Origin of the sequence: Massilia eburnea (genome assembly GCF_050709955.1) — a bacterium.
GTDB classification, from domain to species: domain Bacteria; phylum Pseudomonadota; class Gammaproteobacteria; order Burkholderiales; family Burkholderiaceae_D; genus Rugamonas; species Rugamonas eburnea_A.
In genome coordinates, this window is record NZ_JBNZFX010000005.1 from 115,381 (window position 1) to 137,758 (window position 22,378).

Below are 22,378 nucleotides of genomic sequence, written 5' to 3' on the forward strand. Positions count from 1 at the left end.
TTCGGTATTATTTCATGACCCCGGATTCACACTAAAATTCTGACAGGCTCCACCAAAGGCGGCGGCTAGCTTTACAGTAATACCTGATGGCATCTCGGGAGCGTGGTTGGCATCCGCTAGCGAAAGAAGCCCCTGCCCATCATCCGTTAGGACCTTCAGCTCCTGCCAATTCGAAGCCAGCACTGGTAGCTCATAGTTCCAGGTTACGTTTTCCCAAGAACCGCGCTTTGGGTCCGCACCATAATGCGCGTAACTTACCGGGTGGTAAACGTGAGCTATTGACTGGTGAAATTCCTTGGCGAGAATCAATCGCTCGCAGGTTTCTTCAAACCCCGAAAGGCCGTTCCGCGCTGGATTCACCCACTCATCTCGCAACAAGCCATACCATTTATCCCTCAAACTATAGATCTCCGCATAGGGATCGCCATTTTTCGGCCAGCGGTCAAGCACGATACCTTTGTGAGTCACCCGTAGCCAGCCGTTCCCATAGTCACAACTTGGAAGAAGCTGTAGTCCGCCAACTGAGTTCGCCAAGACAGAGGTAACCTCCGCACCAAAATTGCCGAGAATTTTGGGTGCCGGATCAATGCCTAACGCACCTTCTTCAAAACCACAACGTATCCTTTTGTAGGCTGCCGGAGCGCCTGTCGCTGGCTGAACGCCATGAACTACTCCCAATACCTTGTCCTCGATGTTCCCCATTTTTGGATGGATTAATGCCCGACCTACGAGACCACCCATAGAGTGAGTTACGATGATGACCTTCTCACATTGGAGCCCCATTGATTTGTACCTCTCTATGAGGCTCGTGATTCGACCAGCAAGAGTTCTCGCTGAAACCGAGATGGATTGCAGCCAGTTGTAGCCCATCGCATGCACGGGAAACATGCATCCATGCGTCGCCCTCACCAACTCATCCTCCGTCAATGGCGAAACTCTCGGATTGTCGACTGCTCCCCACGTAGCAGGATCCGTGTCCAGTATCCTGCCCCAGCCTCCGTATTTCGTAGGCCTGTTCAATAACTGCTCACACTCCTCCAAGATCTCCCGATAGCTCGAAAAATAGACTTCGCCCCACCCTCTATCTAATACCATTTCCTCTTTAGTCCTGCGCGGCTTCGCTGTAGGAGGATCATCAAGCAAAAGGAGCGGGTGACCAGAATGAATCGTTACGTGGATGGATCCGCAGTCCTGTCGCTCCTTTGCCGATTCGGATCGAGTTCCAGTTGGCGCGCTTCCGTTATCGTAGGTATCTACTTCAGTAGCGGCAGGATCAAGTTGCATTTGGCGTTGTGCCGGATCTGCATGAATCAATCCCACCATTTCCTTCGGTCTATCAGGGCGCCACGCGATATTGTTCTTGCGGCGTAACAGCGCTTGGCGTGCAGCGTTCATCCTCAAGTTCGAGCCCATGATCCCAGGTAGAAAAACTATCGGAATCACGCGCTTAGGCAATGCGTACATTTTTTGAGGCTTCTTATCCTCTTTGGGGGTCGCGTATCCAACTGCTTTTACGTTGCCGGATTCAACGTGCGTCGGGATTACGATACTCATTTGCGCACCTCCAGCGATTTCGATAGAGACCTATGTTTGCATGTGCAAAGTTTGCCGACGTTGATGTGGAGCAAACCTGATAGATGTTGTTTGCGTACGCCTCCCACCGGAAGGAGAACAAAAACATTGTTTTTTCTTAAGTTCATCGTTATTCTCATTCAACGTTGTTCCACTTGAAGAAGGGGAGTCGATGCGAGCGTTGTTGGGCGTGCAAATAGCACTGGTGGGCCTGAGTGCCTGCTCTGCTGCTAAACAGGAACCGGCCACGGCCGATCTGCAATGGGCTGAAACTTCCCGGCCAGCCGATACGAGGCTGGCGGAGCGCTATGAGCGTTCGTGCCTGGCGTGCCATGCGCGGAACGGCAGCGGGGCGCCGCTGGCGGGCTTTGCGCCGCATTGGAAGCCGCGCTTGGACCAAGGTATAGACCAACTGGTGCGGCATGCGAGCGATGGCTTCAACACCATGCCAGCGATGGGCCAATGCAATGACTGCAGCGCGGACGACTTACGCGCGCTGACGCTCTTCATGGCAAGGAGTGGAACATGAAGCAGCGCCGCCTCTTCCTGAAAGCCGGAGCCATGGCTGCGGCAGCTGGCCTGATTGCAAACCGTGCGCAGGCCGCGATTCCGGCTCAACCGCGCCCCTTCCGCTGGAAGAACTGGTCGGAGGTGCAGCAGTGCCAAGCCAAGTCTCTGGCTACGCCGGCGGACGAGCAGGCACTAGCAGACCTGCTGCGCAATGCAGCCGGCACGGTGCGTTGTGTCGGCGCGGGCCATTCCTTCACTGCCCTGGTGCCGACCAACGATACGATCGTTTCCCTTGAACGGATGAACGGCGTGCTATCGCACGATAAGGCTGCCATGACGGCCACGCTGATGGCTGGCACTCGCCTTTCCATGGTGTCGCGGCAGCTGGATTCTCTGGGCGTCGGCTTGCGCAACCTGCCGGATATCGACATGCAGTCGCTAGCCGGCGCCATCAGCACGGGCACTCACGGTACTGGCGCCAACATTCAAGCCATGCATGCGGAAGTGACGGCCCTGCGCCTGGTCACACCGCAGGGCGAGGTAGTGGATTGGAACCAGGAGCGCAATCCGGAACAGATGGCCGCAGCACGCGTTTCACTCGGCAGCTTGGGAGTAATCACGCAGGCGACAGTGCGGGTAGTGCCCTCCTTCAGCCTGCATCGCAAGGTGTGGCTGCGTCCATTGGGCGAAATCCTGGAGCAGGCAGGCGAGCTGGCGGCCAAGCACCGGCATTTCGAGTTCTACTATCTGCCCTTCACCGGCTATGCAGCGGCTATTGCCCATGACGAGTACAAGGGTAACGACGTGCTGGTGCCGCATTCACAAGACGAGGAGATGCTGAGCGATTTGCGCAAGCTGCGCGACTGGCTGGGCAGGTTCCCCGACTTGCGGCGCTGGACGGCGGGCAAGCTGATCGATCCGGATCTGACCGAGGAGGCGAAGAACCGTTCATGGAAGCTGCTCTCCACGGTGCGCCCAACGCGCTTCAACGAAACGGAATACCACGTGCCGCGAGAGGCGGGCATTGCCTGCGTGCGGGAGGTCATAGCAGCACTGGAGAAGCGCAATGAGGTGTTCTTCCCGATGGAGTTCCGCTTTGTGAAAGCGGACGATGCCTGGCTTAGCCCGTTCTACAAGCGGGACAGCTGTTCCATCGCCGTCCATGCAGCGCATGGGGAGGCTTACGATTACCTACTGTCCGACCTGGGCCCGATCTTCCGCAAGCATGGTGGCCGGCCACACTGGGGCAAGCTGCATAACCTGGGTGCGAAAGAGCTGGCGGGACTGTACCCGCGCTGGAACGATTTCCTGGCATTGCGGCAGCAGATGGACCCCAACGGTCGCATGCTGAACCCGCATTTGCGTTCACTGTTTGGGGTGGCGTGATGGTGGCGCTGAAACGACGGGCGGTGATCACGGCGATTGGCGCCGGCTTGGTTGGTGCGGCTGCGCTGGCAGTGCGGCCGCGCGACAAGGGAGCACCGCATGCGGAATACTTCGCCCGGGCTTCACAGGCCTTGCGCACGGCGGGCATTGCCACGCCAACCATGGTGATCGATAAGGACCGGTTGCTGGCTAATGCGCGCCAGGTGATGCGCAATATCGATGGGCGCTTGCCGTTGCGGCTGGTCGCCAAGTCCCTGCCCTGCCTGCCGCTGCTGGACTTGCTGATGCAAACCATGCAGACGCGCCGGCTGATGGTGTTCAACCTGCCCTACTTGCAGCAACTTGCGGCTCAGCGCGGCGATGTCGATCTGTTGTTGGGCAAACCGTTGCCTGTTGCTGCGGCGGCGGAGTTTTATCGTAGCTTCCAGGGCGGGCAGTTCCAGCCTGAGCGGCAGCTACAGTGGCTGGTGGATACGCCGCAACGTTTGGCGCAGTATCGCGACCTGGCACGTGGACAGAAGCTGGATATGCGAGTGAGCCTGGAGATTGACGTAGGTCTGCATCGCGGAGGCGTGGATAGCCCGGAGATGCTGCAGCAGATGCTGACCATTTTGCGTGAGGAACCGCGCCTGAAGTTTGCTGGGATGATGGGGTATGACGCGCATGTTGCCAAGCTGCCGTTGGCGAACTTGCGTGAGAAGGCACTGGCGCGGGCCAAGACCATCTATCGGGACTATGCCGGGCTTGCTTCACAGAGCCTGCAATCGAATGGCGGCGACACAGGGCTGGTGTTCAATGCAGGCGGCTCGCCGACTTACCGTTTGCACGATGCCAGTGGGGCTGCCAATGAGATCGCGCTGGGCTCGGCTCTCGTCAAACCAAGCGATTTTGATACTGACTTGTTGCAAGACTTGGCGCCTGCGGCTTTCATAGCAACGCCTGTGCTGAAGGCTGATCGGCGGTTCCAGATGCCCATTGGTGTTGAGGTGTTGGGCGATGCTGCGCGCGCTTGGGATAGAAACCAGGAGCATGTCTACTTCGTCTATGGCGGGAATTGGATGGCAGATCCAGTGTCGCCAACAGGATTGGCGGCAAGCGGACTGTATGGGAATTCATCGAATCAGCAAGCCTTGCTGGGCTCCGGGGCGCAGCAGCTGCAAGTCGACGACTATGTTTTCCTGCGTCCACGGCAAAGTGAAGCCGTGTTGCAGCAGTTCGGGGAGATTGCAGTGATGGAGTCTGGGAAGATCTCTGAGCGATGGCCAGTGATGGCGGCCATGCCTTAGCTCACCTCTTCAGAAGAAAAACAACTGTCATGTGCCTGATGCAGCGCGACGATTTTAGCTTGTGACATTCTCCAACGAGCCGGCCCAATATTCATATCGGGTGGCGATGAAAATGCCTAGCTTGATGCGAACGTAGCGACTGTTGAAATCAGCGTTGCACCGCAGCTGGTCTTGTCACCTTCGTAGGCGACGGCTTTGCCGTTGACTGTGTGATTGCTGTTTCCGCTGATGATGACGCAGTTTTGGTGGCCGGTCATCGGGCAAACGCAGCGGTCGCCGACCAGCACGACAGGCTTGCCGCTAACCCGCACATCCGGAGCACTGGTCTTTACTACTTTGCCACCATGAGACGTCGGGTCCCCCACCCTGATTACGTTTGCCATAGTCGATCCTTCTTATCTTGCATCTGGATTGCGAACGGGCCTCGGCCTGATCGAGCCCAAAATTCTGTCCCATAAGTACAGCGCTTCGTCATCTGTAATGCTAGGCGCGACTCCCCCGATTTCGTTACCCTTAACCCCAGTATGCAATTTAACGTCGAGTACTGGCAGCAGTGGGTTCTTTGGCTCGCCATGACTCAAGAATGCAAACTCATGTGATTCCTCCTCCGATTCAACGGCAGGCCTATGAGCTGCCACTTCGAAGCCATCCCAATTGCCGATCTTTCGCTGCCCACGCCTTAAGAATTTAATGCGCTTATACCAGTTTCCATACCCTAGTGCGACTATCGACTTTTCGGCGGACTTCAAACGCGGCTCTATCGCATCCGACGGTATAAATCGTGATTTCTTTGTCGTTTGTATCGACAGGTGCACGCCTTCGAATTCTCTTAGCCGAATTCCAAACGTCGCCGCTTCGACCATGTACATTCGAGGGTCGCCTACGATAGCGCCATCTATGCAAAATCCCGAGTCCTTTGGAACTTCGTCCTCATCGCGATGTCTTAGGTGCATTGCTATTTCACGAGCTTCCTCAACTGCTTTAAGGTACTCGTTGTCCTCTCCAAATGCCGCGTATTCTTGCACGTATAGATCATTTCCTACGCCTACAAAGGACTGCACGTTATAGGATGACCCTTCAGCACGCCCAACCCCAAAGACGATCTTGTGATTTGGCCCGACTCCGTCCCACACCTTTCCTAAGACGGATGTATCACTCAGCAAAGCGTCTCTCGCCAGCCACCTGTCTTCTTCACTCTTAGCTACTGCTTGTTTGACGTACTCTTCCAAGCGGTTCCCATCACCAACATTCCGCCAAGTCTCTACAGGTACGCGTGCGGCACCGAAGACGACAATTGCGGACTTGGGTACATCGATAAGAAATCGACCAACACAGACGGTACGCAAGTCTTCAAAAATAGCTTCAAGTCTGTTCTCCGAAGGCATCTTGCGCTCCTTGATCAGAAAATTGATTCCGAAACCAATTCCAGAGATGATCACTATGAGGAGCAAGATAATCTTCCCCCGCCACGAGATTGCCGCAATCATCTCTCGACCAGTTCATCGTCGACGCAATTCTGACAATGCTAAAAAGCGTCGATTGAACGGCACGCAAGTCACTGTAGCTGGCTTGATGCTCGTATCCAGTTTGCCGAAACACGCCCTTAAATTTTCCGCTGAGTAGCTGGTGGTCAGAAGAACGTATCGGAACTGTTTGGTCTCCAGCGCCACTCGCAGACCCCAGCTTGACCGTGATCCCACTTAATTGTCTATCAAAACTCGAAGCACTGTTCACGGTAAAATGCCCTTGCTCATCATCTGCCGTAATTTGCATATCTTTCCAATCATTAGCGATGACTGGCAATTCATAATCCCAAGTAACCGTCTCCCATGATGGCCTTTGTGGGTCTGCGCCATAGTGTGCATAGCTTTGTGCGTGATATGTATTTTCGATCGCGGCGTGGAAGTTCTTGGCCTTAATCAGATTTCGGCATGTTGTATTGAAGCCGGCATCGTGATCGCCTGCTGGATTCAACCACTCCTCTCGAAGCAAACCGTACCATTTGTTCCGGATGGAATAGATTTCTGAATAGGGATCACCAGATTTCGGCCAGCTTTCGATGACTCGCCCGTTGTGCTGAACTCGCAACCAATTATTTCCATACGCGCAGCTAGGCAGCAACTGGAGTCCGCCCACAGAGTTTCCCAATACAGCAGTGACTTCTGAGCCATAGTTCCCCAGAATCTTGGGGGTCGGCGCCGCTCCAAGAAAACCTTCCTCGAAGCCGCATCGCATGCGTTTATATGTCGCCGGTGCGCCTAAGGCAGGCTGAACACCGTGGACAACACCGAGAATCTTCGACTCGATATTTCCCATTCGCGGATGCACCAACGCACGCCCCACCAATCCACCCATGGAATGCGTAACGACGATGACCTTCTCACATTGAATACCTAAGCAAGTATACTTGTCGATTAGCTTGCCGATTCTTGTGGCTAGAATCGACGCTGCCTGTTCAATTGAGTTCAGCCAGTTGTACCCCATCGCATGCACCGGGAAGATACAGCCCTTGGTGGCCAAAGCTAATTCATCCTCCTTTAAGGGAGACAGTGGTATTGACGCTGCCGCGCCGAACTTCACCGGATCAACGCCGACGATTCGCGCCCACTTTCCCCCTAATAGCGTCGGCCTGTTCAACTCCTGTTCACACTGTTCTAATATTCCTCGATAACTTGTGAAATAGACTTCCCCCCATCCCCGTTCCAAAGCCTTTTCTTCCTTCGTTCGCCTTGGATTTGTAGTCGGTAGATCATCCTCGAGCAGAAGCGGGTGGGCTGATGGAATTGTTACCCGAATGGACTTACCGCCATGTCGTTCTTCCGCGGTCTCGGAACGATTTCCCGTAGGTGCCGTGCCACTATCGTAAGTATCAACCTCAGTGGCTGCCGGATCGAGCTGCAATTGCCTCTCTGCTGCCGACGCATTTAGAAGTGCAATCATTTCTAGTTTTCTATCGGGGCGCCAAGCGATATTGTTGCGCTTTCCAAGAGCTCGTTGCCTTGCTGACGACATCCTTAAGTTCGAACCCATAATCCCAGGCAAAAAAACAATTGGAATCGCGCGCTTTGCTAACACGCGCGCAGTTTGCGGTGACTTGTCTTCTTTCGGCGTGACGTAACCTGCCGCCTTATATGCACCGGAATCGACATATGTTGGAAGTTGAGTCCCCATTCTTCACCTCAATCCAAAATTTCGATCTCAAATTGTGCAAACGCCGTCTTACTCGCAAATCTCTCCGTCATGCCTTTGTCATCCGTAGTACCTTCATATGTCTTTCCATCATCAACCCTGATTCGATATCTCCGATTTGGCATGGGTTCATCGGTTTGATGGTCTAGGACTTCGACTTGCTGATCATGCTCTACCTCCAGGCTCGGCATGTTCAACTTTGCTGGCGTTCCATTACCTCCGTTTAGGTGATCAAACTTTGATGACTTGATCGTGTGAGCACCGCTACTCTGCTGAGTGATTCTCCCTCCCCCGCAATCGATCTGAGTACCCTGCGCTACGAATCTAATTGTTGGCGAGTGAAGTTCGATCTTCTCGTTGGCTATGAGCTTGATTTGCTTGGCGGTCGAGATCTCGATGCTGCCATTCTGTGACTGAATCTTTATATCGCCACCTGCCGCGACAAGCTTCATCCCAAGCTTGCAAGCCAACACACTCACGCCCTTTGCAGCCCTGGCAAACAGGTTTCCCCCAGCTCCGATACTTGTGTCGCGCCCACTGTCCGAATGGATGTCGTCTTGTGACGCGAGTACCATCGATTCAGCGGAACCAGCAATGATCCCGCTACGTGCAGATATGGCGACTAACGGATCGCCGCCACCATCCGTCCATTTCTCCAGCTTGCTGACCATGTCGCCAAGCGAATCATTTGACTCGCTTTCTTCCGAAGCCTTGGATGCAACTTCGGCTAGATGCTTGTGAACGCCGTGCGCCAGCTTCGCAGCACCAAGGCAGGGATCCCGGTCCAGCATCTCGTTCTTCGACGTCGAAAAGGGAGCGGCGGATATCAGAACGCCACATTCACCGCGAATCGAAGCGGCGAGTTTCGTTGTGAGTTCTGCTCCTTCGCCACGCTTCGCGCCAACACCGTCAGCCTTTTCGTGCGTGATGAATCCAAGATTGAGTTGAGCCCAAGCGTGCTCGCTCGCCAGTTGGGCGCTGATTTCGCTTTTCGTATCGTCAAAGCGCAGAAGATTTGCACGGGCGCCATTCACTTCCCGGCTCCTCAACCCAGAAAGGTACCGATTGCCCGGCAAGTCGCCCGCCTGGCTCAACGCTGGAGGCCGCGCAACCTGGTTGTATGTTTGCCCTACGACTATTGGCCTGTCTGGATCACCGGAGAGAAATGCCACCAACACTTCGCTTCCTACGCGAGGCAAGTGCAGGCTACCGCATTGATTTTGGCTCCCGGGCCCATTTCCCGCCCAACTGCTCGCAACGCGAATCCACGCAGAGTCCACATCGCTGTCCGACGCCCCGGCCCCTTGCGCATGCTCATGGTCGGCGGGCCGGGTGCTTCGAAATCGTACTTTCACGCGCCCTAATTCATCGCAATGGACTTCCTCTCCTTCCGGGCCAACGACGATAGCGCTTTGCATAGGAACGTTGGGTACATCGACTTGCGGATCAAACATCGGCACGAAAGAAATGCCGCGACGGACAGCAGTGAATACTACTTTTATGCGCGTTTCCGATAGCTCGCAGCCTGTTCCGGGCGTCCAGCGGCTTTGAAAAAATAGCCGTTCGACACGCGCAGCTAAGTCTTTTGATAAATTGTTTGATACGGCCATATGCAGCTCGCTGATGACGAATTCACGCTCCGCGCCGGGATGTGCATCGATTTCTGCGTGCCCATCAAGTTCAAAATACTCACCTACGCAAAAGTCACGCACGCTACCTTCGCCGTGGAAGCATTTTGATTCAAGGTCGTGGCGATGCATAGCTAACTGGCCCAACTGGCAAAGGTCATCGTGGTCATCACCTGCGTGCGGCGAGAGCACCAAATAGTCATCCAGACTGGCAGACATCTCGTTCCCGTTCGGTCCCTGGTCAGATCGTCCGTCAATCTTCGCAGTCATGAATTCCGAACCTTGTGGATTCTTATAGTTCCAACTGAAGCGCGACACGCTACCCGGTTGCAGAGTACGAACCGCGCACCATGAGGTGATCGCGTCGCGCTCTTCGGTCGCGGCATCGCGGTGATAGCGCACGATACCCGCAGCGTTAGGCGGTAGTGTGTCGGCGTTGTCAAACAGGACCATCGTGTGCGACGGACAGTTCGATTGGTCGGCGCGGAAGTACCATGCTATCCCGCGCCGTTTAAGCAGACGTCGAATAAACGCGGCATCGGGCTCGTTGTACTGCATGGTGAATTCGCGCTGCGGATAAGCGTCGACGCGGAAAGATTCATCCATCTCATAGCGGAAGCAGGTGCCAATGATGGGGTTTGTCTGCAACCATTCATCCAGGATCACCTGCACAATTTCCACTTCGTTCTTGTTGCGGAACACGCGGGTGTTGTTTCGCTTTTCCATGATGGATAGCGCATCGCGCAGCACCAGTTGGTAGCTCGCCAGGCCGCCGTCGCTGTCGCCGGCGCGTGCTTCGGTGACAATGCCGCAGATGCTGCGCAAGTCGCCGCGGTCGGTGACGATATCGATCGCGACCGGCAACGCGATCAGCTCCTTCAGCGGGATGAAGGCGTCGAGAGAAACGCACATGATGCGGTATTCAACGCTTCCACAAATCGATTCGGTACCCTGCACGACCTGCGGCAGTAGAACGTCTTCCAGCATTTGAGTTGGATGCGCCAGCCGCAGGCGGAGTGGCCGGTTGTCAGTGACCAGGTCCTTTTCTTGCTGGAGGAAGCTGAGCAGGGCGTTGTCCACGGCGGGCTCCGTTCGTCTGGTTGACGCGAGAGCCTATATTTGCATGCGTAAATGTTGCCGACATTGATGTTTGGCAAATGATGTGAGAGGCAATTCTGGCAACCTGAAGGCGTTACCAGAACGATTTCAGCGCTATAATGCGCATACCCAACCACATTCCTGATGCGCATAGACCATCATGAAATCTTCTTCCGCCCCCTTAAAGCTGCCTTCAAAGAAAGCTACCAACATCACGCTTTCGATGGATGTGTACCAAGCCGCAAAGAGCCTCGGCATTAACATTTCGCAAATTTGTGAACAGCGGCTACGCGAAGAGATCCAAATGCGCAGAGAGCAGCAATGGAATGAGGAGCATGCCGACTTCCTGACGGCTTACAACCAGCGGATGGAAGAAGAAGGCGTTGCTTTGGAAGAATGGCGTTCGTTCTGATGAGCCGCTTTGATATCTTCGCAAATCCAGGCAAGAGTCGCCGCAAGATCCCTTACCTGGTCGATGTGCAAAGCAATGTGATCAGTGGCCTGGCGACGAGGGTTGTTGTTCCAGTCCGGCCACTGTCCGAATTCTCTACATTGACGCTTCCGCCGGATTTGTTCCCGATAATTGCGATCAACGGCGAAGATCATGTTTTGGATACCCCGCAGCTTGGTGCAATCCCATTGAGCGAGCTCAAAGTTAAAGTCGCATCTGCACGTGCGAATCAGTTTGAAATTCAGACGGCTCTGGACCGGGTCTTTGGAGCATACTGAACTGCAGCCATGAAGCCGGACAAATCCCTCGCAGCCTATAGGAGAATGCGCCAGCAGCCTTTGTGGCGCTTGTTGGCATCCCCGCATGGACCAACCGTCCTGGCACTGCTACAGGCGCACTTGTATGAGAACGAGCGTAGCTTGCCAGCCTCCATCCTGTACGAGCGGCTTGAACGAGAGCTGGAACGCCTGCGTAACCTTGGCGAGGATTGGCCGCAAACAGCGCAGCAATATGCCGCTTCTTGGCTGGCGGACGGTTATCTCGAACGCCGCTTCCCACCCGGTTCGAAAGAGGAGGAGTACGAACTCGCCACCTCCACGGTGGACGCGATCCGCTTCGTATCCGGCCTGTCCAAGCCACATAGTGCAGCGACAGAGAGCCGCCTGGGCCTGGTGATCGACGCATTGTCCAAGCTGTCCGACGATACCGATGCAGACAAGGCCCGCCGAGTCGCGCGACTGCGCGCAGAGCAGGAACGTATTGAGCGTGAGATTGCTGCCATCGAGCAGGGCAAGGTTCAGGTATTGCCGGAAGTGGCCGCCCTTGAGCGCACACGAGAAATCATCGCGCTGGCAGACAACCTGGCCGGCGACTTCCGCCGCGTGCGCGACCAGTTCGAGCAATTGAACCGCGAACTGCGCGAGCGCATCATGGACAATGACGGCAGCCGCGGAGAAGTACTGGATTCCCTGTTCGCCGGCATCGACCTGATCGGCGAAAGTGAAGCAGGCCGCACTTTTGCCGCCTTCTGGCGACTGTTAACCGACCCGGTACAATCGGCCAACCTGGAAGACGCGCTGGACCAGCTGATGTCGCGCGACTTCGTAGCGGCGCTAGACCCAGCCGAACGAAAATTCCTGCTGCGCCTGACGCGCACGTTGCTGGAGCAGGGCGGCATCGTGCACGAGGTGCTGCAATCTTTTGCCCGCAGCTTGAAACATTTCGTGCAAAGCCGGGAATTCATGGAGCAGCGCCGCCTCACGCAGCTGCTGCGCTCCGCACAACGCTCGGCCTTGGCGTTGAAGGAGGAGGTCAAGGCAACCGATACCCTCAACTACACCCTGGAGCTCACCAGCAGCAAGCTTTCGTCGCTATCGCAATGGCTGCTGCACGATCCGGCCTTGCAGGCTTTGCCAGACAGGATGGCCGACGGTGCCGCCGCCCCGATCGACCTGGCCACCATCGGCGAACTGGTCGCCCAATCGGAGATCGATTTCCGCACGCTGGCAGCCAATGTGCAAGCGGTACTCACCACGCGCACGCAAGCCTCCATTGCAGACGTGCTGGCTGCTTTCCCCGCCGCCCAAGGCCTGGGCAGCGTGATTGGCCTGCTGTCCCTAGGTAGCCGCTATGGCATGGTGGCGCAAGCCAGCGAGACTGTTTGCTGGCTGGGCGGCGATAATATCCAGCGCAGGGCTACAATACCGGCTATCTACTTCTTCAAGGACCAACAGGATGGACTTGCCAGAGCAGGTGGAGCCGCAAGTTGAAGCGGCGCCCCAGCCAACCGCGCTATTCCTCAATGATTCTGGCGAACTGCCGCTCGACACGCGCCGTGTACTGGTGCAGTTGCTGTCCGGCCCCTCGCTGGAAGGGCGCCGCCACGCCAAACTGTGGCCGGTTCTACTGCGCGACGAGACTGTCATCCAGCGCCGCCTGCACGACCTGTTCCTGGACCTGGTGATCGACCGCGACATGCAGGTGGCCTTCACGCGCCAGGTGGATGCCGGCGACCTGGAGGTGCCGATCCTGCTGCGCCGCGCCCAGCTGACCTTTATCGACTCCGTCCTGGTGCTGTTCCTGCGACAGCGCCTGACCCAGGCCGAGGCGCATAGCGAGCGCGCCGTAGTGTCGCGCGACGAGATGGTGGAGAACCTGGTGCTGTATGAACGTGCCGCCAGCACCGACCGCGCCGGCTTTACCAAGCGCATCGCGGCTTCGATCGAGAAGATGAAGAAACACAATATCCTGCAGAAGATCCGCGCCAGCGAAGACCGCTTCGAGATTTCTCCAACGCTGAAATTGCTGTTTACCGCCGAGGAGATCGTGGCCCTGACGGCCCTGTATGACGCCATGGCTGCCGGCCAGACACCCGAGCTGTCGCGTCAGCCGCTCGACGATGGCGAGGACGAGGAATGAGCGACCAGTTCCGCATGGCGCGCCTGCAGGTGTATAACTGGGGGACTTTCAGCGGCCTGCACGAAATCCCGATCAGCGAACGTGGCTTCCTTATCGTTGGTCCTTCCGGCGCCGGCAAATCCACCCTGCTGGACGCTTTCTCCGCCCTGCTGGTTCCGCCGCGCTGGGTCGACTTCAATGCGGCGGCGCGCGAGGCTGACCGCAAGGGGCGAGACCGCAACCTGGCCAGCTATATCCGCGGAGCCTGGTCAGCGCAAAGCGATGGTACCTCCGGCGTCACCACCACGCGCTACTTGCGCAGCGGCACCACAACCTGGTCCGCCATTGCGCTGCACTACCATAACAGCAATGGGCAGGACGTGGTTTTGGTCCAGCTATTCTGGCTGCGCGGGAACAGCAATGCCAATACCGATGTCAAACGTCTCTTCCTGATCCTGGAGCGCCCCTTCGACCTGCGCGAGCTTCAGGACTTCGGCAGCACTAACTTCGATGTGCGCAAGCTGAAGCTAGCCTACCCAGGCGCACATATCAAGGACGAATTCGCCCCCTATTGCGAACGCTTCTGCCGCCTGCTCGGCATCGATAACGAAATGGCACTGCGCCTGCTGCACAAGACGCAGTCGGCCAAGAATGTCGGCGACCTCAATACCTTCCTGCGCGACTTCATGCTTGAAAAGCCGGAAACCTTTGAGGTGGCGGACCGGTTAGTCAATGAATTCGGCGAGTTGAACGAGGCGCACCAGTCGGTAGTGACCGCCCGCAGGCAAGTGCAAACCCTGGCGCCGGCGCGCTCGCGGCACCAGCAAATGGAGCATTTGCAGCTGGAGCGCAACGGCTTGCGCGAGTTGGATGCCGGACTGCACAGCTACCGGGAACAGTTGCGTATGCGTCTTTTGGCTGCGCATATCGCAGACCTGCGGATCGAGGCGGACGGGCTGGCAGGCCGCGTGCAGCAATTGCGCGGTACGCTGGATAACCGTGAGCTGGCTTTGCGCGACCTTGAGCAGCAGCGCAACGCCGCCGGCGGCGACAGGATCGAGCAACTCGAGGTCGAGCGGCGATTGGTGGAGGAGCAGCGCGCTGGACGCATGTCCAAGCGCAGGCAAGCCGTGGATGCCTGTAGTGCCCTGGATTGGAGCTTTGCCGGCTCGCCCGAAGGCTTTGCAGCCCTGGCCGGTCAGGCACGCCAGGAGCTGGACGACTGGCAGCAGCAAACCGCCGGCGAAGATCGACTGCTGGAACTGGGCCGCGGGCGTGACGACATCAAGCGCAAACGCGACGAGGTCCTTCAAGAGCTCCATTCGCTGCGCCGCCAGCCGAGCAATATCCCAGCCCACATGCTGGAAATGCGGCGGCAACTGGCAATGGCCATCGGCGTTGGTCCGGATGCACTGCCCTTTGCCGGAGAGCTGCTGGACGTCAGGCCTGAGGAGGAAGCGTGGCGCGGCGCCATTGAGCGCGTGCTGCATGGCTTTGCACTATCCATCCTGGTCGATGAAGAGCACTACGCGGCCCTTTCCAACCACGCCAATGACGCTAGCCTTGGCCAGAAATTGGTCTACTTCCGCACCGGCCGCGGCGAACAGCCGCAAGCGCGGCCTCTGCGCGCCGGCTCGCTGGTCGCCAAGCTCAATGTGAAGGGCGGCCGCTTTGCGGACTGGCTGCAGGCAGACCTGCGCCAGCGCTTCGACTACGAATGCGTAGAATCGATGAAGGCTTTCCGCGCTGCGCCGGAGCGTGCATTGACACGCGAGGGCCAGGTCAAACATAACCGCTCCCGGCACGAGAAGGACGACCGCAGCAGCGTAAATGACAGGCGCTATTGGGTGCTCGGCTTTGATAACCGCGACAAGTTGGCCCTGTATGAGCAGCAGGAGCAGCAACTGCGCCAGGAACTGGAAGGGCTGGAGTCCCAGCTGACTGCACTGCGGAAGCAACGCAGCGATGCCGGCCTGCGCGTGCTGAAGTGCCAGACCTTGGTCAACCTGCAATGGCATGAGATCGAAGTGGAACCGCTGGTCCAGCGCATCAGCGCTATCGATCGCCAGTTGGCATCGATCCGCGACGGCAATGCTAACCTGCAAGCGATCGACGAGCGCCTGCGCCAGCAACGCGAGTTGGTGCGGAAAGGGGCCGGCGCACTGGAAAGTGAAAAGGTTTCGCTGTTGTCGCGCCAGCGTGAGATAGATGAGCACGACAAGCAATTGGCAGCGGCACAGCAAGACCCTTCCATCGTCCCCCTGACTCCGCACCAGCAAGCAGGATTGGACGAGCGCTACCAGCGCCTGCCGCAGCCGCCGTCGCTGAAGGGTGTCGACAGCGCCGACCGCACCGTGCGCAAAGGAATTTCGGACGATGTCCTGGCATTGAGCGAAGGGATTGGCGATTGCGTCAAGTTTATCGAGGCGCAGTTCTCCACCTTCATCAATACTTGGCGCGCCGATGCAGAAGGGCTGGATGCGGCCCTGCCTTCGGCCGGCGACTTTTTCACCAAGCTGACGCGACTCGAAACGGATGGCCTGCCGGCCCATGAACAACGTTTCTTCGATTTGTTGCGCAACCAGAGCCACCAGAACCTGGCCGCTCTCTCCACCTACCTGAGCGACGCGCGCAAGGCCATCCTGGCTCGCATGGAGCTGGTGAACGAGAGCCTGCGCCAGGTGCCTTTCAACCGCAACGAGGAGCGTACGACTTTCCTGCAGATCCAGCCCAAGGACCGGCAGTTGCCAGAGGTGCGCCAGTTCAAGCAAGACATCCTCGATGCCCTCAGCCACGCTTGGAGTGACGACCCGCAGGCAGCGGAGGCGCGCTTCATGGAGCTGCGCCGCCTGGTCGGCCGCCTTTCCAGCCAGGATGCGGACCTGCGCCGCTGGCGTGAATCCGTGCTGGACGTGCGCCTGCACGTCGAGTTCATTGGCCGCGAGTACGACGATCAGGGCATCGAGCATGACGTACTGGAAAGCGGCGCAGGCAAGTCCGGCGGACAGCGCCAGAAACTTGCCACGACGGTGCTGGCGGCGGCGCTGCGCTATCAGCTTGGCGGCAGCGACACTGGGGTTCCGGTCTATGCACCGGTTGTGCTGGACGAAGCCTTCGACAAGGCCGACAACGAATTCACGGCGCTGGCCATGAATATCTTTGCCAACTTTGGCTTCCAGATGATCGTCGCCACTCCGCTAAAGTCCGTAATGACTTTGGAGCCCTTCATTGGCGGCGCCTGTTTCGTGGCGATCCGGGACCGCCGTGAATCAGGTGTGCTCCTGATTGAATATGACGAAGCGCAACGGCGGCTGAAGCTGGCCGACGACGTGCGCGCGGAGGCTGCGCTTGAAGCTGCCGGGTGAAGTCAAATCGCTTCTAAAAAAGCGCTTCGCGGGCAAACACCGCGAGTGGCTAGCCGCCGACGATCCGACCGAGCAATGGCCGCTGGTCATCACGCTTGGACCACCCAGTGAAGCAGAGGCATTGAAGCAGACCGAAGCCGTGCGCGCCTGGGTCGAGGCCTGGCGCGAATGGCGTGGCGAAGGCACGCTGCAATGGGTGGAGCGCCGTTGGCGCGTGCTGGGAACGCAGCGCCTTCCTGAGTACCTGCGCCTGGACGGGCCGCATGCAGTTTGTGCGTGGATCGGTGAACTGGCGCGTTGGCAGCTTGCCGAACTGCGCCACCAGGCACTGTGCCAGCGCTGGCCACAACTTGCGCCTGTTGCGGCCCGCCTATTCAACCTCCTGGCGGAGGTGGAGGACGCCGACTTCGCGCGCATCCAGGCCGTGTTGGCATGGCTCGAAGACAATCCTGCGTCTGGACTCTATCTTCGCCAGTTACCTATTGCAGGAATGGATACCAAGTGGATCGAGTCGCGCAAGGGACTGCTGGGAAAGCTGTTGGCTGGAATACGCGGCTTGCCTGGCCCCGGCGATGACTTCCACTCCCTTTGCGGCTTGCAGGCGCCGCCGGCGCTGGTTCACCTACGGCTGCTCGATCCGGCGCTCAGGGCTGCGGCCAACGGCCTGCGCGACATTTGTGCGCCGGCCGCACAACTGGCAGGCATGAACCTGGAACCGTCCACCGTGCTGGTGGTGGAAAACGTGCAGACCGGGTTGGCGTTGCCAGATCTGCCAGGAGCCGTCGCCTTCATCGGCTTGGGGTACCGTGTCGATGTGCTGTCGCAGATCCCGTGGACCCGCCATTGCAAGGGGCTTTACTGGGGTGATATCGATACCCATGGCTATTCCATCCTGCATCGCGCTCGCAGCCACATGCCCCAGCTTCAGTCTCTTTTGATGGACGAGGCGACCTTGCTGCAGTTTTCCTCGCTTTGGGGTACGGAGCCGGAGCAATGCCCTACGGAGGATTTGTCGCTCTTGCAGCCCACGGAACTCGCGGTATACCAGGGATTGAAGGAACATCGCTGGGGACATCGCCTAAGGCTTGAGCAAGAGCGGATTTCATGGCCTGTTGCTCTGCAGGCTCTGCTTCGGATGGCGACCCTGTAGTATCCTGCGAAATGCCCGGTAGGAGTCGTCAGTACTTTCGTATGCCCACTTCGAGCTGATTACAGCATGTCCGGCGATATACGGCTTGCCTCCTCAGCCAACTTTGCCATCCGATCTGACTGGGACAAGGCAAACTCCGCAATCTTGTCCACCAGCGCTCGCTCCCCAGGTAGATAGGGTTGGCTGCTCGCCACCTCAATCGCATGTTTTCGCACGCCCTCCCGCATACGGCGACATTCACGCACCAGCAGTTGCCGGTCGATTGCGCAGCGCTGGGCAAAGTCGGCCAGCGAGTATGCTTTGATCTGGTCGAGGTTGAACTCGTCACCGAATGCCATGGCCAGGTCGTGGGAGAACTGCGGGTATTGCACGACGCTCACCAGGTCATACCAAGGTGCTGCTTGAAGGCCGGACCGGTGCACGAAGAAGGAAAAGTTCTTCCCATGGGCGTCGCTATTCCCGATCACAAGCTGGAAGAGTGCCCAGCGCAGTATGGCAAGCCTGTCAGCCGCTTTGCGGGTGGCATGTTCAAGCAAATCGAAGAGCTTGGGAAGGCTGACCCCATCGCGATACAGCGCGGCCTCGCCCACACTGCCGATATTGCGCTCGTATTTGTACGTGGCCGGCAGGTCGCTGGCCTGGCACGCATCAATGATGTGCTTGCGCTCCACCCATGCTCCGCTTGTGTCGTTGTGCGCTGTGCGGTCAAAGCGGGTAATCGCCAGCACCGGACGCGGTGTGCGGAGAATACTCACGTTGGCAGCAGGCAGCCCAAGACGGCGGGCTAGCGTCATGCAGAAGTGCTCATTTGCCACCATGTGCGGCAGGTGTGCGTCGGCGGGTTCCGGTTTGAGAATGTGAGTGGAAGCCAGAGGGAAGTCAGGCAGGAAAAGTGGTACTTCGCCGGGCTCGCCGTTTGCGTAGACCAGCAACTTGTCCTGGTAGCCGGCGACCGACAACCGGACCTTCCCATCCCATTCCACAAGAGGGCGGGATTCGCGTTCGCCGATGCGTTCATCCAGTTCCGCAAGTGATATCTCGCGCGGGTGAATTCGCTCAGGCTCCGCACTGCCATCTTCGCCGTGCGGCAGGAATCTGAATGCGCCTGTGGTTTCTGCACCCAGAGCGCGGATCAGGCCATAGACGTTGCTCTTTGCGACCCCTTGGGCCGAAGCCACGATGTCCAGCGCCCGCCCCTCCGGCAAGAGGTTTTCGATGAACCGGCGGATCGAAGCTGAAGTGCTTTCCCCATCCAGCGGAAGTGCTGGAGAAAGCGCAAACGCTTGTCGGTCTGCCGACCATTCATCCGCATATCGCAAGGACCATGATTCGTTGAGCGGCTCGTAGCTAATGTCCGCGACATGGCGCTTATGCAGCCATAAACTCAGCTGGTGATTTGGCTGGTTCATGTGGCCTCATCGTCGTCTAGCCTGCCTTGAGGCAAGCGTTGGAGAAGCTCGTGGTCTTTGGGTGCAATGACGAGGGCCAGGCCAAGACCGTCCAGGACTGCCAGGAGTTTGTCGGTGCGAATGCCCCCTGCCCCGTTTTCAAGCCGCGACAACAGATCCACCGAAACACCGTTCAGCGCCGCCGCATCATCAATGCGCAATCCTTGTAGCTTGCGGTGCGCTCGCACCTGTCGGCCAACGTCGGCCAAGTCGTTTATGAGCTGCACTGCTGGCAACGCTGGGGAGTTTTTTGGCCTCATATTTCGGAATTTCAGAAAGTTTCCAGTCTTCGAACAGTATAGTCTATGTATTTCTGATTTACCGAAATTCTTCCGAAATTCAATTATAGGCGCAATATATTTCTGATATTCCGAAACTTCTGGCTTCACACTTGCTACTGTCGCGTTTTGAGCAAAATCATCGGGCAATAGAAAAACACTGTTATTCTCCCAGTTCGTCGTTTTTCAAACAGCAGCGGCAAAGGGGACGGTCATGACGAAGCTCATTCGGTTCGTGCGCCTGGTTTCTCTGTTGGGCGCAAGCGTGGTTTGTAGTGCGGCATTTGCAGATCCTTTCCTTGTCGGGCGCGGCATGTCCGACATCACGGGCGAGGCGGCGGAAGTAGGCATGATGGGGTATGGCTCGACCTCGCAGGTGTCGGCGGGCATTCATATGCGGCAGCGGGCGCGGGCTTTCATCGTGGTGGACCAGGCCAGCGGCAAGCGCATGGTCTTCGTCAATAATGACCTGGGCATGGTGTTCCAGGGTGTGCAGCAGGCGGTGCTGCGGCAGTTGCAGGCGCGGTATGGCAGCCTGTATTCGGCGGAGAACGTGATCCTCTCCGCCACGCATACGCACGGCGGGCCTGGTGGCTTCTCGCACTACGCGCTGTACAACTTCACTACCTACGGTTTCAACTCGCGCACCTTCGATGCGATTGTCAGCGGCATTGTGGCAGCGATCGACAAGGCGCATCGCGACCTGAAGCCGGGCAGCATCGCGATCGGCAAGGGCGAGCTGACGGATGCGAGCAATAACCGCTCGAACCCAGCCTACCTGCGCAACCCGCAGGCCGAGCGCGATCGCTGGGGGCGCAATATCGATCCGGAGATGACGGTGCTGCGCTTCCGCCAAGGCGGCAACGATGTGGGCGCGATCAGTTGGTTCGCTACGCATGGCGTGTCGATGACGCCGATGAACCGGTTGATCACGCCGGATAACAAGGGCTATGCGGAGTGGCGCTGGGAGCATGACTTGAAGGGCGTGCGCTACAACTCGGATGGCGATTTCGTGGCGGCCTTTGCGCAGTCGAATGCGGGCGACATGACGCCGAACCTGAACCTGGATGGCACCGGGCCCACGGGCAATGAACTCGATAATACGCGCATCATCGGCGAGCGGCAGTTGCAGAAGGCGCTTTCCATCTACAACGGCGCGCTGGAGACGCTGGCCGGTCCGGTGGATTACCGGCAGCGCTATATCGACTTTTCGCGCGTGACGGTGGCGGCGCCTTTTGCGGATGGCGTGGCGCGCAGCACTTGTCCGGCTGCTATCGGCACGGCGTTCGCAGCAGGCACGGAGGATGGGCGCGGGCTGGATGGCTTCAATGAAGGCGACCTCGCAGGCAATCCGTTCTTCCAGGCGCTGGGCGGCATCATCACGCCGGCGCCGCAGTGGGTGCGCGATTGCCAGGGCGTGAAGCCGGTGCTGCTGTCGACGGGCACGCAGACGCCCTTCCCCTGGTCGCCAGAGGTGCTGCCGGTTTCCATCGTGCGGCTCGGACAGCTGGCGATCATTGCGGCGCCGGCGGAGTTCACCATCATGGCGGGACGGCGCGTGCGCGATACCGTCAGGGCGGCGCTGGGGGCTGATGTGCGGCACCTTGTGTTTGCCGGCTACTCGAATGCCTACTCGGGCTATGTCACCACGCCGGAGGAATACGATGCGCAACATTACGAGGGTGCTTCGACGCATTTCGGCAAGTGGACGCTGGGGGCTTACCAGCAAAGCTTCCATGAGCTGGCGAGCGCATTAAGGCAGGGCTCGGCGGCTGGCGGCAGCGCAACAGTGCGCGATTTGAGCGGCAACCAGATGTCGTTCCAAACCGGCGTGGTGCTGGATAACACGCCGATCTTCAAGACCTTTGGCGATGTTGTACAGCAGGCGAATCCGAGCTATTCACGCGGGCAGCGTGTGGAGGTTTCGTTCTGGACGGGTCATCCCAAGAACAACCTGCGCTTGACCGGCACCTTCCTAGAGGTGCAGCGTTGGGATGGGGCGGCGTGGCGCACGGTGGCGGTGGATGGCGACTGGAGCACGTCTTATCGCTGGGTGCGGATCGATCCGGTGTGGGGCACGTCGCAGGCGGTCATCGGGTGGAGCATTCCTGCCGATGCGGCGACCGGGCAGTATCGCATTCGGCACTACGGCGATTACAAGAACGGCTGGAATGGCGCCATCTATGGCTTGACGGGGACTAGCCGCACGTTTGTGGTGAATTGAGCTTGCGCCGGCGTAGCCTTCTGGCCAGCGGCAGCAGGGCCGCCAGCAGGAAGAACGGGAGCGATGTCCACGTAATGAGGAAAAAGTCGAAAACGATGTAGTAGTAATTGCGGTCGGACTGCGAGGCGATCAGGAGCCAGGTCGCGACCATGATCGCAAACTGCAGGAGTATCGCGTGGTTCAGCATCGCCAGCCAGCGTATGGGCGGGCGGCGCTGAACCATTTGCATCTGCAGCTGTACGGCGAAGATGCCGGCTGCCAGGGCGGTGAGCGGGGCTTGCACGATCTCCAGGATCTGGAGGTATGTCCAGGTGAATTCGGTCACTGCTTGGGCTGATTATCAAAAACACAAACAGTAGCAGGGCTTGTGCTTTGCTGCCACACCATTGGACTCAC

The 22,378-nt window shown here is 58.1% G+C and carries 18 protein-coding genes; 10 read left to right on the top strand and 8 right to left on the bottom strand.

Going from position 1 to position 22,378, the window contains the following annotated elements; translation table 11 throughout:
* Positions 1-12: 12 nt before the first annotated feature.
* Positions 13-1,554 carry an esterase/lipase family protein gene (locus ACQ4MM_RS05385; RefSeq protein WP_431476407.1) on the bottom strand — a complete coding sequence of 514 codons (1,542 nt, stop codon included), beginning with the start codon at positions 1,552-1,554 and terminating at the stop codon, positions 13-15.
* 190 nt (positions 1,555-1,744) lie between these two features.
* Here ACQ4MM_RS05385 and ACQ4MM_RS05390 point away from each other — a divergent pair, with 190 nt between their 5' ends.
* Genes ACQ4MM_RS05390 through ACQ4MM_RS05400 form a run of 3 tightly spaced genes read left to right on the top strand, consistent with a single transcriptional unit; the run spans position 1,745 to position 4,754 of the window.
* A complete protein-coding gene (locus ACQ4MM_RS05390) occupies positions 1,745-2,101 on the top strand; it encodes a c-type cytochrome (protein WP_431476408.1) in 357 nt (118 codons plus the stop codon).
* Positions 2,098-3,468 carry a D-arabinono-1,4-lactone oxidase gene (locus ACQ4MM_RS05395; RefSeq protein WP_431476409.1) on the top strand — a complete coding sequence of 457 codons (1,371 nt, stop codon included), beginning with the start codon at positions 2,098-2,100 and terminating at the stop codon, positions 3,466-3,468. Before ACQ4MM_RS05390 ends, ACQ4MM_RS05395 begins: the two co-directional genes overlap by 4 nt.
* Positions 3,468-4,754: an alanine racemase gene (locus ACQ4MM_RS05400; RefSeq protein ID WP_431476410.1), complete on the top strand. Its 1,287-nt coding sequence runs from the start codon at positions 3,468-3,470 to the stop codon at positions 4,752-4,754. The genes ACQ4MM_RS05395 and ACQ4MM_RS05400 overlap by 1 nt, the downstream gene beginning before the upstream one ends.
* Positions 4,755-4,870: 116 nt before the next feature.
* Here the strand turns inward: ACQ4MM_RS05400 and ACQ4MM_RS05405 are convergent, their stop codons facing one another.
* Genes ACQ4MM_RS05405 through ACQ4MM_RS05420 form a run of 4 tightly spaced genes read right to left on the bottom strand, consistent with a single transcriptional unit; the run spans position 4,871 to position 10,651 of the window.
* A complete protein-coding gene (locus tag ACQ4MM_RS05405) occupies positions 4,871-5,137 on the bottom strand; it encodes a PAAR domain-containing protein (RefSeq protein ID WP_431476411.1) in 267 nt (88 codons plus the stop codon).
* Positions 5,138-5,149: 12 nt separating this feature from the next.
* On the bottom strand, positions 5,150-6,139 hold the full coding sequence (locus tag ACQ4MM_RS05410; RefSeq protein ID WP_431476412.1) for a T6SS immunity protein Tli4 family protein: 990 nt from the start codon (positions 6,137-6,139) through the stop codon (positions 5,150-5,152).
* The gene (locus ACQ4MM_RS05415) at positions 6,117-7,925 is read right to left on the bottom strand and encodes an esterase/lipase family protein (RefSeq protein ID WP_431476413.1); all 1,809 of its coding nucleotides are present in this window, start codon (positions 7,923-7,925) and stop codon (positions 6,117-6,119) included. The genes ACQ4MM_RS05410 and ACQ4MM_RS05415 overlap by 23 nt, the downstream gene beginning before the upstream one ends.
* An 8-nt stretch (positions 7,926-7,933) precedes the next feature.
* Entirely contained in the window at positions 7,934-10,651 is a 2,718-nt protein-coding gene (locus ACQ4MM_RS05420) for a type VI secretion system Vgr family protein (protein WP_431476414.1), read from the bottom strand.
* A 178-nt stretch (positions 10,652-10,829) separates the two neighbouring features.
* On the opposite strand from ACQ4MM_RS05420, the gene ACQ4MM_RS05425 reads away from it, so the two are divergent.
* From ACQ4MM_RS05425 to ACQ4MM_RS05450, 6 genes are read left to right on the top strand one after another with little or no spacing between them, the layout of a single operon-like run.
* Positions 10,830-11,081, top strand: coding sequence for a type II toxin-antitoxin system CcdA family antitoxin (locus ACQ4MM_RS05425; RefSeq protein ID WP_431476415.1), 252 nt, complete (start codon positions 10,830-10,832; stop codon positions 11,079-11,081).
* Positions 11,066-11,398, top strand: a complete 333-nt coding sequence (locus ACQ4MM_RS05430; protein ID WP_431476416.1) for a CcdB family protein — start codon at positions 11,066-11,068, stop codon at positions 11,396-11,398. The genes ACQ4MM_RS05425 and ACQ4MM_RS05430 overlap by 16 nt, the downstream gene beginning before the upstream one ends.
* 9 nt (positions 11,399-11,407) lie before the next feature.
* On the top strand, positions 11,408-12,889 hold the full coding sequence (locus ACQ4MM_RS05435; RefSeq protein ID WP_431476417.1) for a DUF3375 domain-containing protein: 1,482 nt from the start codon (positions 11,408-11,410) through the stop codon (positions 12,887-12,889).
* A complete protein-coding gene (locus ACQ4MM_RS05440; protein WP_431476418.1) occupies positions 12,855-13,538 on the top strand; it encodes a DUF4194 domain-containing protein in 684 nt (227 codons plus the stop codon). The genes ACQ4MM_RS05435 and ACQ4MM_RS05440 overlap by 35 nt, the downstream gene beginning before the upstream one ends.
* Complete coding sequence (locus ACQ4MM_RS05445) at positions 13,535-16,882, top strand: ATP-binding protein (protein WP_431476419.1); 3,348 nt, start codon at positions 13,535-13,537, stop codon at positions 16,880-16,882. The genes ACQ4MM_RS05440 and ACQ4MM_RS05445 overlap by 4 nt, the downstream gene beginning before the upstream one ends.
* Positions 16,866-18,032, top strand: a complete 1,167-nt coding sequence (locus ACQ4MM_RS05450) for a DUF3322 domain-containing protein (RefSeq protein ID WP_431476420.1) — start codon at positions 16,866-16,868, stop codon at positions 18,030-18,032. Before ACQ4MM_RS05445 ends, ACQ4MM_RS05450 begins: the two co-directional genes overlap by 17 nt.
* A 59-nt stretch (positions 18,033-18,091) precedes the next feature.
* Here the strand turns inward: ACQ4MM_RS05450 and ACQ4MM_RS05455 are convergent, their stop codons facing one another.
* Both ACQ4MM_RS05455 and ACQ4MM_RS05460 read right to left on the bottom strand, forming a co-directional pair.
* Positions 18,092-19,441, bottom strand: coding sequence for a HipA domain-containing protein (locus ACQ4MM_RS05455; RefSeq protein WP_431476421.1), 1,350 nt, complete (start codon positions 19,439-19,441; stop codon positions 18,092-18,094).
* Positions 19,438-19,908 (bottom strand): helix-turn-helix domain-containing protein, encoded by a 471-nt coding sequence (locus tag ACQ4MM_RS05460; protein WP_431476422.1) that lies wholly within the window; start codon positions 19,906-19,908, stop codon positions 19,438-19,440. The genes ACQ4MM_RS05455 and ACQ4MM_RS05460 overlap by 4 nt, the downstream gene beginning before the upstream one ends.
* Before the next feature lie 64 nt (positions 19,909-19,972).
* Here ACQ4MM_RS05460 and ACQ4MM_RS05465 point away from each other — a divergent pair, with 64 nt between their 5' ends.
* The gene (locus ACQ4MM_RS05465) at positions 19,973-21,982 is read left to right on the top strand and encodes a neutral/alkaline ceramidase (protein ID WP_431476423.1); all 2,010 of its coding nucleotides are present in this window, start codon (positions 19,973-19,975) and stop codon (positions 21,980-21,982) included.
* Here ACQ4MM_RS05465 and ACQ4MM_RS05470 read toward each other — a convergent pair.
* Entirely contained in the window at positions 21,957-22,307 is a 351-nt protein-coding gene (locus ACQ4MM_RS05470; protein ID WP_431476424.1) for a hypothetical protein, read from the bottom strand. The two genes, ACQ4MM_RS05465 and ACQ4MM_RS05470, sit on opposite strands and share 26 nt — an antisense overlap.
* Between the last annotated feature and the right edge of the window lie 71 nt (positions 22,308-22,378).

Coding starts and splice junctions, on each gene's coding strand:
- ACQ4MM_RS05385 (WP_431476407.1), bottom strand. CDS start 1,554: ATGAGTATCGTAATCCCGACGCACGTTGAATCCGGCAACGTAAAAGCA.
- ACQ4MM_RS05390 (WP_431476408.1), top strand. CDS start 1,745: ATGCGAGCGTTGTTGGGCGTGCAAATAGCACTGGTGGGCCTGAGTGCC.
- ACQ4MM_RS05395 (WP_431476409.1), top strand. CDS start 2,098: ATGAAGCAGCGCCGCCTCTTCCTGAAAGCCGGAGCCATGGCTGCGGCA.
- ACQ4MM_RS05400 (WP_431476410.1), top strand. CDS start 3,468: ATGGTGGCGCTGAAACGACGGGCGGTGATCACGGCGATTGGCGCCGGC.
- ACQ4MM_RS05405 (WP_431476411.1), bottom strand. CDS start 5,137: ATGGCAAACGTAATCAGGGTGGGGGACCCGACGTCTCATGGTGGCAAA.
- ACQ4MM_RS05410 (WP_431476412.1), bottom strand. CDS start 6,139: ATGCCTTCGGAGAACAGACTTGAAGCTATTTTTGAAGACTTGCGTACC.
- ACQ4MM_RS05415 (WP_431476413.1), bottom strand. CDS start 7,925: ATGGGGACTCAACTTCCAACATATGTCGATTCCGGTGCATATAAGGCG.
- ACQ4MM_RS05425 (WP_431476415.1), top strand. CDS start 10,830: ATGAAATCTTCTTCCGCCCCCTTAAAGCTGCCTTCAAAGAAAGCTACC.
- ACQ4MM_RS05430 (WP_431476416.1), top strand. CDS start 11,066: ATGGCGTTCGTTCTGATGAGCCGCTTTGATATCTTCGCAAATCCAGGC.
- ACQ4MM_RS05435 (WP_431476417.1), top strand. CDS start 11,408: ATGAAGCCGGACAAATCCCTCGCAGCCTATAGGAGAATGCGCCAGCAG.
- ACQ4MM_RS05440 (WP_431476418.1), top strand. CDS start 12,855: ATGGACTTGCCAGAGCAGGTGGAGCCGCAAGTTGAAGCGGCGCCCCAG.
- ACQ4MM_RS05445 (WP_431476419.1), top strand. CDS start 13,535: ATGAGCGACCAGTTCCGCATGGCGCGCCTGCAGGTGTATAACTGGGGG.
- ACQ4MM_RS05455 (WP_431476421.1), bottom strand. CDS start 19,441: ATGAACCAGCCAAATCACCAGCTGAGTTTATGGCTGCATAAGCGCCAT.
- ACQ4MM_RS05465 (WP_431476423.1), top strand. CDS start 19,973: ATGACGAAGCTCATTCGGTTCGTGCGCCTGGTTTCTCTGTTGGGCGCA.